We start from the raw sequence: 18,213 nt of genomic DNA, 5'->3' as shown, positions 1-18,213 counted from the left end.
CCTCCCCACCGACGACGAAGCCGAGGCATTCCCCGGCGAACTCGGCGCGGACGAAGAGAAGTTGGCCGGCAGCGGCGGCATGCCGATGATGCCCGGCATGGGCGGCGCGGGAGCCGCCGCCAACCAGGCAGGCAACGAGCCGAGCGACGCCTCCGGGCTCCTGGAGCCCGATGCCGAGCCATGGACCGGTGACCCGGTCGTCGCCGACGAAGTGGACGGCAGCGCACAGGCGGGCGGCGAGGGCCTCGGCCTGCCCTCCGGCGAGGAGGCCGAGGCGTTCCCCGAAGGCTTCATGGTCGGTTCGGACGGGCTGCCCATCGCACCGTCGGCCCCCGCGGCCTCCGCGGTGCCCGCCGTTCTGGCCGACGCCGAGGACCGCACGGCGCCGTCCGCCACGGTGGGCGGGGCGGGCATGCCCGGCATGACGCCGGGGGCCGGGTCGACCGCGCGCGACGAGGAGCGTTCCGACGCCTCCGGCCTGCTGGCGCCGGACGCGCGGCCGTGGTCGCCCGAGGCCGAGCCGGACGGTGACCGGCCGGTGGTCGGCGTCCACGACGGCGTCGGCGAGGGCGAGTTGCCCGTGGCGTTGGTGGGCGCCGCGGCGGGCGTGGCGTCGGCTGCCGTGTGGAGCGCGGCCGACCGGCCCGGGCACGACGAGGAGCGCGACGAGCACCGGCGGCACCACGACGACGGTGCCGCGGTGGTGCTGCTGCCGGTTGCCGACGACGCCGAGGAGGACGACGCCCCCGCATCCGTCGGCGAGTCGGCAGGGCCCGGCGATCCGGGGAACGGGGGCCCGCAGGCCGCGCGGTCGCAGCCGCCGATGGCCGCCGGGACCGAGGTGGAGGACGACGCCGACGACCCGTACCAGCGTGAGCTCCCGGACGGCCGGGCCGGGTTGGCGCCGGGTGACGCGGAGGCCGAGGACACGACCGCCTGGGACGCCGCCGGGGCGTCCTTCGTACCGTTGCTGTGGTCGGTGCCCGCCGAGGACGAACAGGAGATGCGGGCGCCCGGCTACGCCTCGGAGGACGAGGGCACCTGGACCGGCGGAGCCCCGGTGGACGCCGAGGCGGACGGCCCACGGCTGTCCACCTGGCGCCCCAACCGTTCCGCATCCGCCGCGCCCGGTGAGCCCGTGCTGTCCGCCGCGCCGTTGCGTTCCTTCGCGGGCGACCCGTCGCTGCTGGCCGCGGAACCGGTCGCGCAGGAGCGGGTGGAGGGCGAGGAGAACGCCGAGGAGGAGCAGCCCGGACGCGGTATCGCGGACCTGCTGGTCCAGGAAGGCGACACCTGGGGTTCGGCGGCGTCCGACGGATCCGGAGCGGTCCTGTGACCCCTGCCGTCGGCCACCACTCGGCGCCCCGGCGCCACCGCCCCACCGCACCATCGCTAGGAGACCCGTCGTGAGCAGCCCCTACGACCAGGAGATCGAGGACCTGCTCGCGCTGTACCGCAAGCAGCGCGAGGAGGCCGTCGAGACCCGGCGCCGGATCAACGAGGTGACCGGCACCGCGACCGCGCCCCGGCAGACGGTCAAGGCGACCGTCAACGCGCAGGGCGAGGTCACCGCGATCGAGTTCCCCACCGGGGCGTACCACCGCATGGCACCCAAGGAGCTGTCCGAGGCGCTGCTCACCACGATCCGGCAGGCTCGGGCCAACGCACTGGAGGAGGTGGCGGAACTCACCTCGCTGGGCCTGCCGGCCGGCGTCAAGGTCACCGACCTGCTGGAGGGCAAGGTGGACGCCACCGCGTTGCTGCCGGAGGAGCCGGGCGCGCCGGACGAGGTGCGCGAGTACATCGAGAAGGGCCGGCCCGAGACGCGGGGCGGCGGCGCGAGGTGATCCGGGCTGCGGCGATCCGCCGCGCACGGGGACGCGAGGAAGGAACGCACCATGGCTGACGGCGAGTTCTACGTCGACACCGAGGGGCTGGGCGAACAGCTGCCGTATGTCCAGCAGTTGGCGGGCCGGTTCCGCGACGTGTCCAAGACGCTGAGCGACCGGCTCGACGACCTGGGTGAGTGCTGGGGCACCGGCCCGACCGGGCAGCAGTTCTACGGCCAGTACGCGCAGCCGAAGGAGCAGGTCCTGGACGCCACCGGGCAGATGGCCGACGTGGTCGACAGCATGCACGACGGCATCCAGACCATGGCCGTCAACCTCGACCGCATGGAGAACGAGAACATCGATGCCACCCGGCGGCTGAGCACCGGCGACACCCCGCCGGCCGAGACGAGGACGAAGACCACCGAGTCATGAGCATCAACCTGCCCCCGGAGCTCGCCTGGGTCGCCAAGCTGGCCGTCGGCCAGGACTGGCCGGACGCGGACGAGGACAAACTGCGCTCCCTCGGCGAGGCGTGGGACGACGCGGCTCGGCAGCTGAACGAGATCAGCCGCGAGATCAGCCCCATCGCCACCGGTGTGCTGCAGAACATCAGCGGCGCGGTCGCCGACGAGTTCTCCAGCTTCACGCAGCAACTCCAGTCCAACCTCCCCGACATGGCCCAGGCGGCCGGCCAGCTCGGGAAGCTGGGCAAGAACACCGGGGTGCAGGTCGAGTACACGAAGTACATGATCATCGCCCAGTTGATCTGGCTCGCGGTCGAGATCGCCGAGCTGGCCTTCTGGGCGCCCGAGGCCATCCCGGCCATGGTCACCGGTGTGCGGCTGATCGTCAGGATGCTGCTCAAGCGGCTGTTGACGTCGATCGCCACCGGTGTGGCGTTCATGGTCGGGATGGACGCGGTCATCCAGGGCATCCAGTTCCTCAAAGGCGACCGCACCCACTGGGACACCTCTAGCACCATCCAGGCACTGGAGGGCGGCGCGATCGGCGGCGCCATCGGCGGTGTGTTCTCCGGCGTCGGCAGCGCGTTCGCACCGAAGTTCGCCGGTTCCCTCATCGGCAAGGGCGTCATCGGCGGGGCCTCAAGCCTCGTGACCACCGAGGTGATGTCCGAGATCTTCGGCGGTGACACCGACTTCGGCTCGGCGCTGTCGTCCGGCATCATCGGCGCGATGGGCGGCGGCGGAGGGCGCCGCAGGTTCGGTGGTGGCGACGACCACGTCGAGGTCGACGATCCCGACATCCACCTGCCGTCGGCGGGCGACTTCCACATCCCCAAACTGCCCGGGGAGGACGAGGCGCCGCCGGACTACTCCGACCTGGTCGGCAAGGGCGACGGGCTCGTGGACAAAGCAGGGCTCGGCAAGGGCGACGACGCCACCGCTGGTTCCGGTACCGGCAAGGGACAGGGGGCGGAGGAGGGCGCGGGGGCGAACGGCACCGGTGCCGACAGCGGCGGTACGAACGGCAGCGGGACGAACGGGAAGGGCACGCGCGACGCGACGGCGCAGGCCCCGCACGCCCTGCCGACCACCATCGAGTCCGAAGACCCCGTCACCTCTCACGCCGCGACGCCGCACGTCGAGACCGCATCCGAATCGGCGCAGTCGCCGCACGCCCCCACCACGAGCGAAGTCCCCTCGGTCACGCGGCAGTCCGGCGGGCTCCCCGGCTTCGGGACCACGCTGCCCGGCAGCGGCGGCCACCCCGTCGAGGCGCCCGGCCACGAGAGTCCGGCCCCCGTCGCCGACAGCACGCGGCACACCGCGACCGACCAGCCGCAGGCACCGGTCGGCCCGGGGCACGCGCAGCCTCCCGCCGAGGTGGCGACCGCCCCGGCCGACCGCCCGCAGACACCGGCCGAGGGCCCGCAGACCCCCGCCGACGTCCAGCAGGTACGCACCGGCAACTCGCAGCCCCCGGCGGTGACCGACCGCCCGCAGGCACCCGGCTCCGTCGACGGGACGACGCGCTCCTCCGGCGGACCGACCACCCAGCAGCAGGCGCCTGTGGGCAACCGCCCGCCGACCGAGTCCGCCGGCGGCCCTCGTACCACCACGTCCACCGGGTCCCCCGCCGCGCCACGCCCCGTGACGGAGTCGGCGCCGGGCCAGGAGGCCACCGCCCCGGTCGCGCGGCCGACGCAGGTCGCGACCTCGACCGGCCACTCCCCCGCCGCGGAACGCGACGCGCCAGGCCCCGACGAGGTCGCCCCCCGCGCTCCGCGCGCAGTACACAAGGGCCTGCCCGAAGGGCCGCCCCCTCCGCCCGGGCGGCAGGCGCCGACGGCACCGCCGGTCGCCGCGGACGCACACCGCCCCACGCTGCCGGACGTCCCCCGGCACGACCCCGGAACGACGCCGCACGAGCCGCAGGACGGCGGGCACCTCTCCGGTGACCAGGCCGGGGACGAGCGCGTACGGCAGCAGCTCGACAGCATCGTGGTCCCCGCGCACGACCCGGAACCGCCGAACCCGCTGGACCGCGCCCCTTCGCCGCCGGACATCCGCCCGCAGTCCCCGGACACCGCCATCCGGCAGCGCACCGCCGACCTCGACCGGGCCGCGCGCGCCGCCGGGATGTCCCCGCAGGACCGCGACGCGTACAAGCGGGCCATCGGCGAGGCGACGGCCAAGGGCGACTGGGAGCGCGCCGGGCAGGGGCTCACCGACTTCCGTCACCACGTCGAGACACGCACCACCCAGCAGCGCTACGACGCGTTCCGGTCCCACACCGGGGGCGGCTTCGACCGCCTGACCAACCTCACCGGCCCGAAGGCCGACTGGCAGGCGAAGGTCGACGAGGTCGAGGCCGCGCGGCGCTCCGGCGACCCGGACCTGCTCGACAGCAAGCTCAACGAGTACTCGTCCTACGTCGAGAGCCACGTCCCGTCCGAGGTGCTGACCGGCCACGACGCGCCCCTCCCGTTCCACCAGGACGTCGAGGACGTACGGCAGCGCCTCGCCATGGCCACCGACGGGCCGGCCGCCGACCGGCTCCGCGCCCAGCTCGACGAGTTGCGCACCGACGCCCAACTGCGCGACCGCCTCACCGCGTTGCGCAACTCGACCACGGCCGACCCGCAGACGCAGGCGCTTCGACAGCGGCTGGACGAGGCGGCCACGCCGGACGAATCGGCGTACGCGCTGAAGGAGTTGGAGCAGCACCAGGAGCTCACCGAACTGCGCAACCGCCTCGATCACCTCAAGTCCGACGAGCCGACCCCGTACCGCGCCCCGAAGCCGGGCAGCGAGGCCGACCTGCGCCGCCGGCTCGACGCCCTCGGTGACGACCACGAGCGGGAGTTGCGGGAGCGGGCGGACCGGGCCGCCACCCCCGACGAGGCCGACCGCGCGCTGCGCGACCTCCAGGACCACCGTGCGGAACGCGCCCTCCAGCAGCGGCTGGACCGTCTGAAGCAGGACACCCCGCACACCCCCTCCGACCAGGAGCTGCGCGACCGCCTCGACGCGCTGCACGACGACGGGGACGACCCCCGCGCGGCGCGGTTGCGTCATCAGGCGCAGGAGGCTGCCACCCAGGACGAGGCCGAGGAGGCGCTCGGCAAACTCGGCCGCCACCTCGACCACCGTGAGCAGCAGCGCCAGGACGAACTGCACGACCTGAACGACCGCCTGGAACAGCTGCGTCAGCAGCACACCGAGCAGTTGCTCGGCGGTCACACCGATGACGCACGGGAGACCGGACGCCAGATCAACGACGTACGCGATCAATTGACGGGACGTCAGACATACGACGAGCGGGTCGCCGGGCTCCGGCACGAGCTGGCGCAGGACACCGCGAAGACCGAGTCGCCCGGTCACCTCGACCGCATCACCACCGGAAGCGGCCGGCACGAGCAGCCGCCGGCCCCGCACACTCCGGCGCCGGAACACACCACGTCCACGCCGGTCGCCCGTCCCGTCGGCGCACACACCTCCGGCACCGACCGCACCGGAGGCGGTGGCGAGCAGCACGACACCAAGCCGGCCGTACACGCTCCCCACGAGGAGCAGCGGCCACACCAGCACGAGCAGTGGCCACACCAGCAGAACCAGCAGTTCGTCGCCCGACGGCCACCGCGCGAGCAGACCACACCGGGCACGTCACACGAGGGCTTCGGCCATCCCAGCCGCGATTCGGTGCCCAGCGTCAAGGACCTGGACGACCTGCGTGCCTCCGTCGGGTCGCGCTCCGGCCCGCCGCCCCGCATGAGGCTCGACCGCACGCCGCGCTACGTGGTGCGCTCCGGCTTCGACCAGCGGCGCTTCGCCGTCGGCGACACCCCGTACACCGACCTGACGGTGCGCATCGCGCTGCGCGACGACGGCTCGGGTGCGCACGACGCGGACGACACCTGGAGCCGTGCGGAGCAAGGCGTCAAGCAGTACTTCAACGACCCCAAGTACACGCTGCCCAACGGCGACCGCCTGCACGTCACCATCGAACGCGCCGGCCCCGGCGACAAGCCGCACCTGACGGTCGACCTGGTGGGCGCAGACCACGGCATGGACCAGCGCAGCTGGACGCCGGGGGCCAAGCCCGTCGAGTACGCGCACGAGATCTCCCACCAGCTGGGGCTGCGGGACGAGTACGCGGACGAGACCGCGCCGCAGCGGCCGCACATTCCCGGCAGCCTGCTCGGCGACGTCCATCAACGCCCGGAGCACGAAGGCCTCAGCCACGGCGGCCTGCGCGACCGCCACTTGCAGCTGCTGGGTGCCCTCACCTCCGGCCACGACGACCTGCTGGCCCACCAAGGCCACACGGGCGGCCACACCGGTGAACAGCACACCGGTGAACAGCACACCGACCGGCCGCAGGGGCACACGGGCGAGTCCGTGCCGCCCAAGGCCCCGTCGCCGAGCACTGCCACGGGCCACACCCCGGCCGAGGTCCCCGTCGACCCGCAGGCCCACGCGGCGGCGGTCGACGTCGCCACGACCCACCTGGGCGTCCTGCGACGCCCGATGCTGCGCCAGTTCGCCAACGGCGTCGTGGGCGGCGCGTTCACCGGCAAGAAGGGTGCGGGCGGGCGGGTCACGGTGACCGGCTCGAAGCTGGACGACCTGGAGAGGCAGGTCCGCCGCTTCTACCAGGTCTCGAAGCAACTCCACGACGCCACCGCCGACCACCACCCGTTGACGCTCTACCGCGCGGTGCAGATGGACCCGCAGACACGCGGCGCCGACGAGTTCATCGAGCGACTGCCGTCCTCCACGTCGCTCAGCTCGTCGCACTGGCGGGAGTGGACCCAGATCCAGGGCGGCGCCCGCAACTACGCCGTTTTCGAGATCAAGGTCCCCCCCGAGCACGAGATGATGGTGCTCTCCTACCCGCCGGGCCACACGCACGGCGAGGGTGACCCCCCGCCGATCAACGCCGACCAGCACGAGGTCACCCTCGGGCCGAGCCGTCTGCGGGTGACCGGGCGCCGCACCGACGGCGATGCCACGATCATCAGCGTGGAGGCGCACCGCCTGCCGCTGGACGAGGCGATCGCCCTCATGCGCGACACCCGTTCCGACATGGGCTCGGCTGAGACCTTCAAGCTCTTCACCGACTCCTTCCAGCACGAGTCGCTGCTCCAGGCCTACGACTACGAGTTGGAGGGCACGCGGCTGGAGCAGTCCGTCTCGGATGACGGCCTGACCCACACGTTCACGCTCACCCGCCCCGACGTGCCCGGCAACGTGCAGATCACCGTGCGGCACGACCCCGCCACCGGCACGGTGCACGTCGAGCGGTCGAACAGCGACGGCAAGTCGGCGTCCACCGAGTGGAACCAGGACAACATCAACCTGATCGCGTCGTACCTGAAGCAGGGCCAACTGCACGAGTCGCCTTCGGCGTTCGAGTCGATCGCGGTCCCGAGCCAGTGGTACGACGTGCGACCCGGGGAGGGCGCCGGCGAGGTCGCCCCGAAACTGCCGGCCTCCGGCGGCGACACACAGCACGTCGCCCCGGCGCAGGTGGAAGACCACCCTCGGCAGCAGTACGACGACCCGGCGGACGACCCCGCCTGGCAGCAGTCCCGCCAGAACGCACCCGCCGTGCCCCGTCAGCACACCTGGGTGGATCCGGTCTCCGACCCGACGCGCCAACCGGAGGCCGTCAGCGAGCGGCACGACGAGCCGCCGACGACCCACGTCCCGCCGGTGGGGACCAAGGCCGGGGCACCGACCGACTCGACCGCCGTGAAGGCGAAGGATTCCGCCGAGACGACGGACACCACGGACACCACGGCAACCGAGGCGAAGCCACCCGTCGACACCACGCCCAAGGACAGGCCGCAGACCGTGACCACGGCCAAGGTCACGACCGAATCCGGGGGCACGTCCGCCGACACGACGGCCAAGCCCGTCACCAAGCCCACCGACCGCCCCACGGAGAAGCCCGCCGACGAGCAGCCCACGCACAAGGCCGCCGAGACGCAGCCCGCGCACCAGCCCGCCGAGCAGCAGCCCGGGCACAAGCCGGTCGAGGAGCCGAAGCACGACCCCGCGACGGACCACGCCTCCGCAAAGGATCACACCTCCACCGAACACCGCACATCCGACAAGGACACCCCCACCCCGGGCGACGAGCAGCAGCGGGTCGAACCCCCGCCGCGCCCGCGCAACGAGCCCGCCAAGACCCTGGGCGGACGGCACACCGCCTCCCTCGCCGGGAAGAAGATCACCGAGAACCCGCCCCCGGACGACGTGCGCGAGCGCATCGAGACGCTTCTGGGCGCGCACGCGCACGACACCTCCGTCACGCAGCGCCTCGACGCCGCGCTCGATCCGGCCAACTTCCGGACGCAGCACGGCCCGATGGTCAACGGTGGCTGGCGCTTCACCGTGCACGTCGACGGCAGGCCGTACGAGGTCGAGGTGAAGGCGACCGCCAAGCCCTGGCGGCTGGACCCCGACACCGACGCGGCCAAGGACAACGACGGCGACGGCTTCGACGTGTCCTCGGAGTCCGCCCACGACGCCGAGCCGCGCAAGACGGAGATGACGTCCTCCCAGGCGGGCCTGGAGTTCGGCCCGACCATCGTGCGTCCCGTGAACGACACGCTGTCGGTCCTGGTGAACCCCTCGGTCAAGCTGGGCGGTGCCACGCACGGGCGGGAGACCTCGGTCAAGTCCTCGGCGCAGACGGCGAACCAGTTCGCGTTCACCGGCAGGACCGACAGCTACACCTCCGACTTCACCTACCAGGTGAAGGTCACCGACCACCAGGGCACCCAGCTGACCGCGAAGGGTGCCACAGCGCCCATCACGGGTACCGTCCGGGCCGACGTGCCGCGTCCCGAGGACCTGGCGCAGGGCCGCCCCGGGGCGTGGCAGGGGTGGGACCCGCCGCGTACGGCGCCGACCGCCCCGAGTGCCACGGCCACGCCGCGACCGACCCGGGCCGCGTCCGGTCACCCGGTGTCGATCACCGGGCTGGAGACGGCCCGCGACGCGGTCTACGAGGCGCTGCCGCGCGAGGCCCGCCCGGACGGCACGGCGCACCAGGCCATCGAGGAGTTCTTCCAGCCGTCCAACGTCATCAACGAGTTCGAGCACGCCTCGGGCTGGGGGTTGCTGTCGAAGCCGCTGACGCTGAGCGACGGCAGCAGGGCCCACCTGCACCTGACGATCGAGCCGGACGACTCCACGGCCCTGCACACCGTGGACGACAAGTCCACACTGGGGTCGAAGACCTCCGGTGAGCACGGCCACAACCGCACCGAGAACAGCTCGTGGTCGGTGGGCCTGAGCGGTGGCGCGACCGGCGAGGTGTGGAAGGCGAACGACAGCTCCGAGTCCAGGTGGCTCACCGGCACGGCCGGTTACACCGGAACCAGCAGCCTCACCCACGGCGCCAAGGCCAAGAACGCCATCGGCACCGAGACCGGTCACGAGCGCACCGGCAAGGCCGATCTGGTCGCCACCAACGTGCGGTTGCGGGTGCGGCTGATCCGGCACCGGTGGCAGGCGGGGCCCGACGGGCTGCACGGCACGACCACCACGAGGATCGGGGACCACGCCCCGGCCCCGTCGCAGCGGCACGACGCCGCGCCGCACACCGGTGACGTCGCCATCACCATCCACCCGCAGAACGGGGAGGTGCTGCGTGCCGTCCCGCACGACGACACCGCGCCGGCCGCCGGCGACCAGCGCCGGCCGCTCGCCCCGGACCGCCTGACCGACCCGGTCACGGCGCCGCGCACGACGTTCCTCGACGTGCCCGGTTCCTCGGAGCTGGTGGACCACGTCGTGCGCGAGATGTGGACCAGCCACCCCGGCGTGCTGCCGCCTCCCGAGGCGCTTCATCCCGGTGCCACGACCGCGCACGGCGGCGACGGCACCGCGAACCACCGGCAGGTCGCCCCGCAGGCGTGGGAGAACCTGCGCTCCCTCCACCAGCAGCTGTCCCCCTCGCGACTGCGCGGCGCCGCGCCGAAGCTGCTGGACGGCACGTACCGGATCACCCTGGACGCCCCCCACCTGCCGTTGAGGAGCGGCACGACCCACGAGATCCTCATCAAGGCGGAGGCGTTCCGGGGCACCCACGTGGGATCGGGCAAGTCGACGTCGAAGGACGCGGCGACGCGTACGACCGGCGCCGACAAGTCCGTCAACCGCGGCACCAAACACGTCGTCAACTTCGCCGGGAACATCCGCAGTTCGCTGGACCACCCGGACGTGACGCGAGGCTTCGGCAACGGGAACCTCGACATCACGGCGCACAACCCGTCGCACGGCCTGACCACGGGCACCGAGACGGAGGTCAAGCGGCAGTTCTCCCTGGAGGCGGACACCGACACCTTCACCCACCCGCTCACCTATCACGTCATGATCGGCGTCGCGGACCCCGAGCACCCCACCACGCACCTACCCACGCCCGGTTCCGTGCCGCACGCCCCCTACACCAAGCCGGTGAGCCCTGACGGGCACCTCACCGTGGAGGTCGCGCGCACCCCCGACACCACGAGCGCCACGCCTCCGCCGCGCGCCATACCCAAGCTCGACGCGCTGCCGCAACGGCACGTCATCCGGCACGTCTCCGATCCCGGCGACTTCCGCGACCACGCGAAGCAGTCGCTGACCAGCGCCTTCGAGAAGAAGGCCAAGGCGTCGCCGACCGCGACCGCCTCGGCCGGGGTCTCTGCAGCCGCGACGGCCGCCGCCCGCAGGACGGGACTGCGCACCGGTGGTCAGGACGACGAGCACCCCGGCGTTCCCGACCTGAAGCAGGCCCTGGAGTCGATCACCGACGAGGGCCACCTGCGCTCGATGGTCTCCGCCTCGCACGGCGGCTGGGCCAACAGCGGTGACGAACAGGTGGGTTCCGGCCGCGACCGGGACACCATCGGGCTGGCCACGCGCACCCGCCTGAGCAACCTCAGGTTCCGCGAGACGCTGCCCGGCGAGGGCAAGCTGGAGATCGAGACCAAGTCGAGCGTGTCGACGACCGTGGCGGACAAGAACACCCGCGGCCTCAAGGGCGGGCTCGGCTTCGACGCGGGCCGCTTCCCGGTGAAGGACGACCCGCACAACTCCCTTCAGGTACGCGGTGGTCTCAAGGGCAAGGGCGGCGCGAGCCGCAACAGCGGCGAGAACGTCAAGCAGAAGATGACGACCTCGCGGAAGGCCGCGTACAAGGGCACCTGGCACGTGTACGAGGCCGACGCCGACGTCACCGTGCAGGGCCGCGTCACGGACGCGGGCGGCAACGTCACCCTCGGCGAGCCGCGGACCGGCAGGCACCGGGTACTGGTGCTGCTCTCCGACGACGACGTGCGCGCCCTGGACCCGAACGCCACCGCACCCGTCCCCGGCAGCCGGCACGCGACCCTGCTCGGCTCCGGGCTGCTGGGCGGCGCGACGGCCGACATCCGCGGGTCGGACGAGATCCTCGGTGAGATCGACCGGCAGATCCGCGGGCTGGATACGGCCGACGAGGTGCCCGAGGCCGCGTTGCCGTTCGCCGACACCTTCTCGCCGGAGAATCTCTCGGCCAACTACGAGGACCTGGTGGGCCGTGGCATCCTCGACCACCACGTCCACGAGTCCCGCACGCAGCGCGTGATCACCGAGGTCCTGGTGCGGGGCGTCCCGCGGGGCAAGTGGACCGACGAGGGCGACCACTCCAGCGGGGACACCACCCGCAAGGTCGGGTTCGCGCAGACCGTCAAGGGCAGCGCCGGGCACAACTGGTCGCTGGGCGCCGACGGCAACTTCCGCATCTCCTACGCGCCGGTGGACAGGCAGAAGCCGGGCCAGAGCGCGGCCGAGTTCAAGGCCGAGGAGAGCAGGTCCGGCTTCGGCAACCTGTCGTGGGCGCCCTCGCTGGGCGGGGAGGCCACGCGCAGCAAGAGCGCCGAGACGGGTGTGACCACCAAGGTGGAGCACAAGACGTCGAAGTTCGGCGACACGGTGAAGTTCACCAACCACATGCGCTTCGAGGTCACCGTCACGCAGCGCACCGAGTACGGCCGTTTCGTCAACCTCGCCAAGCCGCGCCCGGTAGACCCCGCCTGGCCGGTCCACGTCTACGTGCCGAAGTCGCTGACCGAGACCGCCGAGCAGGCCGCCGCGCACCAGCAACCGCACGTGCGGCAGCAGCAACCGCGGCCTCCCCAGGTGATGGACGGCGGCGACACCATCGGCATGCAGCCGTTGGGCGGCTCGGCGCAGGACCGCACCCGCTGGCAGCAGTCGCTGGACTCCGCGCACGACCTCGTGGGATTCGACCGGACGGACGCCCTCGTGGACCACGCGCAGACGGTGCTCACCACACCCCGGCCGTGGGGCGACGGCGTACTGGGCAGGGCCGGTTCGGCGATCTCCTGGGGCCTGGGCTCCGCGGCCTCGGCCCTCGGGCACTGGGCCGGCGCGATGACCCCGGAGGCCGCCCACAGGCTGGTCAGCTCCTTCGTCACCGACCCCCGGCTGGACGGCACGGCCAACCCGCTCGTCCGGGAACAGCGCCTGCCGCTCGAACAGCAGGTGTCACTGCGCCAGTCTCTGTCCACGCAGACCCTGCCCACCGTCTTCCACCTCCTCAAGGACCCGGCGCGGGGCTACCGAACGGTGCCGATCGACGGCACGACGGGGCTCGAAGTGCACATGCGTCCCACCGGGGAGGCGCAGGAGGTCTCCACCCGCGAGGACGGCAGCGACGAGATCACCGTCTCCACCGAGCACGAGTCGGGCACGTCCGCGAGCAACGCCCTCAACGGCAACGTGACGCCGCTGGCCGTCCCCGTGGTCACGAAGAACCCCGCCGTCACGGTGCCGTTGCCGACCGGCGCGGCGAAGATCGACCGGGACCAGACGTTCGAGAGCGCGTCCCCGGTGACCCGGGCCCCCGGCGTCCCGAACCGCACCCTCGCGCCGCCGGCCCTGCCGCACGGCACGACGTCCACCGAGCCCGGCAAGGCCAAGCTCAAGGGCCCGCAGGTCCTGATGCGGCAGCCGGTACGGCTGAGCACCCGCAAGTACGACGAGAGCGGCACCTACGGCAACACCCTGCACACCGACGGCCACGTCTACTACTGGGTGGCGAAGCAGGCCGACGACGCGACGACGGCACCGGCGGCAGCCCCGGTGACGACCGACCAGACCGACCACACCACGGCGACGACGGACTTCACGAAGCCGGACACCACGTCGTCCGCGAAGGACACGACCGTCCCGCCGCCCCCGGTCGAGCCGGTCCACGACGTCACGGCCACGCACGACGCGTCCGCCACCACCGCCCACAGCGCCCCCAACCCGCCTGACCACCCCACCGTTTCGGACCTGGACACCACCACCCGCTCGAGGCCCGGGGCGCCGCTGACCTCACCGGGCGACGGCCGCTGCCTGCTCTACTCCGTCGTGGCGAGCACCCCGCCCGAGCACTGGCCCGAGGCGCTGCGCGGCGGTCCCGCGGGCGACGCGCACGCCCAGCACGCCGCCGTGCTGCGGCAGATGCGGCAACTGGCCGACAGCCACGCGCCGGTGGGCGCCGACACCCCGCTGGGCCGTGCCGCCGAGGCGCTGCGCCAGATGGTCCTGCGGCACGTCCGCCGGACGCCGCCGGACCATCTCCCGTTCGATGTCACCGAGTTGTACCGCCGCCACCAGGAACCCGCGCTGCGGCAGCACCTGTCCCAGCAGACCCCGCACGCGCTGCGGGAGCAGTTGCGGCGACAGGGGGTGCACACCGTGCTGTCGCCCGACTGGATGGACCCCCGGACGCTGCGCGGCCTGTACGTCCAGGCGCGGACCGAGGAGTTCACCGCGCGCGGGATGCCGCCGCAGGAGGCGGCCCGGCGCGCCGGCGCGGAGGTGCCGGAGACCACCGATCGCGACGGCAAGTGGGTCCTGGCGGACGAGGCGCTGTCCACGGGGGACCAACTCGACTACGTCGACGAGCACATGGGCGGCCTGGACCTGGGTTTCGTCGGTCATGACGGACTGGTCGGCGCCCTCGTGGAGATGAGGCTCCACGAGCCGCTGTCCGCCGCGGAGCACCGGACGCTGGTCGACGCGCTGGGGAACTGGGTGCCGGGCGACGGCGCGTGGAACACCGTCGAGGGCGAGATGTTCCCCGCGCTGGTGGCGCACACCCTGGGGACCCGGCTCATCACCCACGACCAGTACGCGGTCGGCGCCACGTTGCGGACCGTGGGGCCGCAGGACACCGGTCGCACGGTCCACGTCTACTTCGCGGGCGGCAACCACTACAACGCCTCGGCGCTCCCGCCCTCGCACGCCCACACCCCGACGTCGGTCTCCACCGCCCCGCCGAAGGCCGACGGGGCACCACCGCACGGCGGTTCGACCAGCGAGGTCGCCCCCAGAGCACCCAGGGCGCCGACAGTGCCGACGGTGCCTCAGGCCCCCGCGGCGCCCGTACGGGAACACGACGACGCGGGCGACGAGGACCTGTGGCAGCACATCCTCGACTCCTACGCGGACGGTCCGCCCGACGAACAAACCTGGATGGACCGCCTGTACGGCGACACCCTCGCGCCGGACGCGTACGAGCGGGCCCGGCAGGCCCTGTGGGCACTGCACACCCTCGACCTCCCGCACACCGAGTCGCCCGACGCCCACGGCACGCCGCGTCTGGAGGCGCTGGCCCGGCGCGTGCTGCGGCTGGAGGACGAGCCGGACGACGACGCGTACCGACGGCTGCTGGCACTCGCCGAGCACGCCGGGCCCAGCCGCTTGACCGATGCCTCGGTGCTCGCCGCGCACGCCCTGGCGGCCGACCACCAGGCGCTGGACGACAGCACCGCGGTGGTGGACGGGGACGGGTACTTCGCGGGCCGCAACTGGTCCGATCCCGGCGCGGGCGCACCGGAGACGGCGACGTTCACGGTGACCGGGCCGGACGGCGCGCAGACGGAGCACCAGGCGTCCTGGCACGACCCCTACGTGGTCACCGCGCAGGGAACCCCCGACCGCCTGCTGGTCACGACGCCGAGCGGCACGTTCCCCGTGACGGACCCCGCGGAGTTCGCCGAGCTCGTCGCCCTCGACCCCATGCGCGGCGACGGCCAGGAGATCCTGCTCGCGGTCTCCCGCGGGCAGACCGGCGGCCTCGCGCAGCTCGTCGCGGACCGGGCCAGGGTGCCGGTGTGGTCCACCGACTCCGAGGTGCGGCCCCTGCTGAGCTGGCGGACGGGCCGCGAGCACCTCGATCTGACCGGCGGGAGCGGGGCGTGGGCCCTGCACCTGGGCGGCGAGGGCGATCCGCTCGACCTCTTCGACGGCATCGGCCACGGTTCCGAGACGCCCGACCAGGTGGCGGGCGGTGTCGGTCACCCGGCGGCGGCCTCCCCCCGGTCGGGCGGTGCGGCCGACCACTCGGAGAAGCTCAATCCGCCGCCGCGCGAGGAGCAGCCACCGCGCGACCCCGCTGATCCGCTGGACCACCTGCGGGCCCGGCCGTTCACCACCAGTGACTACCAGGTGATCGCGACGACACCGGACACGGTGCTGTTCGAGGAGCCGACCGGGATGTACCACTCCGAGTGGAACTACAACCAGCCCGGCTCCGACGACGTGCCCCGTCTGACGATCCTGGCGCAGGGCCACCGGCAGACCCTGGTCGGCGACCATCCACCGCTGCACGTCTCGGGCGACCTGTCGCTGGCGCACCGTCAGCACGGCTACGGCCAGCAGGTGTTCGCCACCCGCTCGGCCGTCGAGACCGCCAACCGGCAGCTGGCGCTCGCGGGCAGCAACGTCAGGCTGCACGCCGAGGATCTGACGCTGCGCGTTGCCGACGGCAAGGGCGCGGGTCGTGAACTGGTCCGGGTGACACCGCAGTTCCTCACCCGGTCGAAGCGGTCGGAGGAGGAGGTGTGCCGCGACTTCGCCCAGATGGTGTCGGGCGGGGTGCCCGCCTCCCACGTGGTCTTCCGGCGGGCCGACGGCTCGGGCGCGGTCACCGGCCCGATCAACGCCTTGGGCCGCACCGAGGTCACCGGCATCCACCACCTCGCCGAAGCGCTCGGCGACGTGGCGGACGGCCGGACCGGCACCGGTGCGCTCGACCCGTCCTGGGCGTCCCATCAGGTGCTGCGGGACGACCGGCTCATCGCCGAGAGCGACGGGCCCACGCCCGGCAAGTCGTACGGCAGCGCACTGAGTTACGACCCGGTGGACAACCCGCGCCGTGAGCTGCTCGCCGACGCGGCCCGGCGCATCGGCGTCAACGAGCACGCGTGGGCGAGGGTGGGCGAGACCTACCTCGTCCACTCGATCAACGCGCGCGACGAGGAGGGCCTGCCGAGCCTGGCGGTCAACTACGCCAAGCCGGGCGCTCGGCCGGGCCGCCACTTCGGCTACCACTTCGCCGCCGTGGTGCTCTCCAGCGAGGACGGCGCGCACCAGATGACGCTGGAGAACTTCGCGCGCCGCGCGCAGATCACCGCCATGGTCCGCGCGGCCGTGACACACAACGTCGAGACCATCACGTCCGACGGCTTCCGCAAGCTGCGCACCGCCGTCGAACGGCAGTTGCAGGCGCGGAAGGCGCAGGGCACCGACGAGGCCGCGATCGGGCGGCTCAGCCGTCACCTCGACCTGGTCGACGCACTCGCCAAGGCACGGCAGGCGATGCGCACGGCCGACTCGCTCCCCGAGGGCAGCCCCGATCACCGCACCGCGGCAGCGGCGTACGAACACGCCCTCAAGATCGCCAGTGCGCGCATGAAGCAGGCCGCCGACCTGCCCAAGGGCAGCGAGCTGTGGCACTTCCGGATGTTCTCCCGGCGTCCCGGCGAGACGATGCACGAGGTCAGCGCCGATCTGCTCACCTCCCGCCCGTCGGCCGAGGCCAACCCGCTGACCGCGGTGATCGTGCACGGCCACCGGCTGCCGCAGATCAGCGTCGGGTTCGACGAGGGCTCGCGGCAGCTGAGCAAGGTCGAGGCCCGCAAGCTCACCTACGTCGCGGAGCACGTGGTACGGGCCGGACTGTGGAACCACCACAACGGGCTCCCGCTGCCGCGGATCACCGTGACCGGGCGCGGCAACTCCCGCCGCCCCACGCTCGGCGGCGCCCTGCCGAACGGCGCGCAGGCGCGGGCGGACACCGTACGCGAGGAGCTGCGCGACCGTCTTGACCGCTTCCTCATCAACTACCAGCACGGTTCGCCGCAGCCGCACCTGACCGCGGCCGACTTCCCCCTCACGGTCACCACCGAACGCGCCTCCGCGAACTCCGACGCGGCGGCCGGGCGGCAGACCACGGTGACGGTGCACGACCCCCGCAAGGACGACGTGCCAACAGCCGTCCCGCCGCGCCACGGACAGACCGCGGGGGCCGCGGACATCTCCCCCCGCGCCCCGCGGGACTCCCAGGTGGCCTCCACGCAGGTGGCCGAGCCGCCCGCGCAGCGGCCACACGAGCCCTACGACAGTGAGCGGTTGACCATCGGAGACGTCGACTTCCCTGACGAGTCAGCGGAGTTGACGAGCCGCCAGTTGGAGACAGTGCACCGGCTCGCGGCCGAGGTGGCGTGGGCCTCGCTGGCGAACGTCCGTGCGGGCTTCCCGCCGCCGCGCGTCGAGGTGGTCGGTCACGCCGTCGGGATGCGCAACGGGCTGCCGCACTTCGGCGAGGCGCTGCGGCGGGGCCAGCAGCGCGCGGACGGCGTGGCGGACACCTTCCGCTCGGCGCTGGCGGTGCACCTGGCGAGGCTCCAGACCGACGGGCAGACCGTCGTCGTCCCCGAGGACGTGGTGGTCACGACGCGGTCCGAAGGCAACGCGGCGCCCGGCGGCGGGGCGAACGGCGCGGACGCGTCGGCCTCCCGCAGCCGCGCGCTGATCGTCGTCGACCTGCCGCGCCCGCGCACCGCCGCGAGCTGAGCGGCGGA

The 18,213-nt window shown here is 73.0% G+C and carries 3 protein-coding genes and 1 pseudogene; all 4 read left to right on the top strand.

Annotated features, from left to right (window positions below; all coding sequences use genetic code 11):
• Window positions 1–1,336, top strand: a pseudogene (locus tag CK485_RS25860) (hypothetical protein); the annotation flags it as partial.
• 70 nt (window positions 1,337–1,406) lie between these two features.
• Complete coding sequence (locus tag CK485_RS25855; RefSeq protein ID WP_109454228.1) at window positions 1,407–1,847, top strand: YbaB/EbfC family nucleoid-associated protein; 441 nt, start codon at window positions 1,407–1,409, stop codon at window positions 1,845–1,847.
• 51 nt (window positions 1,848–1,898) lie between these two features.
• Window positions 1,899–2,264: a hypothetical protein gene (locus CK485_RS25850; protein WP_109454227.1), complete on the top strand. Its 366-nt coding sequence runs from the start codon at window positions 1,899–1,901 to the stop codon at window positions 2,262–2,264.
• Complete coding sequence (locus CK485_RS25845) at window positions 2,261–18,205, top strand: hypothetical protein (RefSeq protein ID WP_109454226.1); 15,945 nt, start codon at window positions 2,261–2,263, stop codon at window positions 18,203–18,205. Before CK485_RS25850 ends, CK485_RS25845 begins: the two co-directional genes overlap by 4 nt.
• Window positions 18,206–18,213 lie beyond the last annotated feature (8 nt).

Origin of the sequence: Streptomyces sp. ICBB 8177 (assembly GCF_003144095.1) — a bacterium.
GTDB lineage: Bacteria > Actinomycetota > Actinomycetes > Streptomycetales > Streptomycetaceae > Streptantibioticus_D.
The sequence above is the reverse complement of the archived record's forward strand: the minus strand, read 5'-3'. Positions and strand labels throughout refer to the sequence as shown.

Bases quoted from the DNA above. Each gene is read 5' to 3' on its own strand.
- CK485_RS25850 (WP_109454227.1), top strand. From the start codon at position 1,899: ATGGCTGACGGCGAGTTCTACGTCGACACCGAGGGGCTGGGCGAACAG.
- CK485_RS25845 (WP_109454226.1), top strand. From the start codon at position 2,261: ATGAGCATCAACCTGCCCCCGGAGCTCGCCTGGGTCGCCAAGCTGGCC.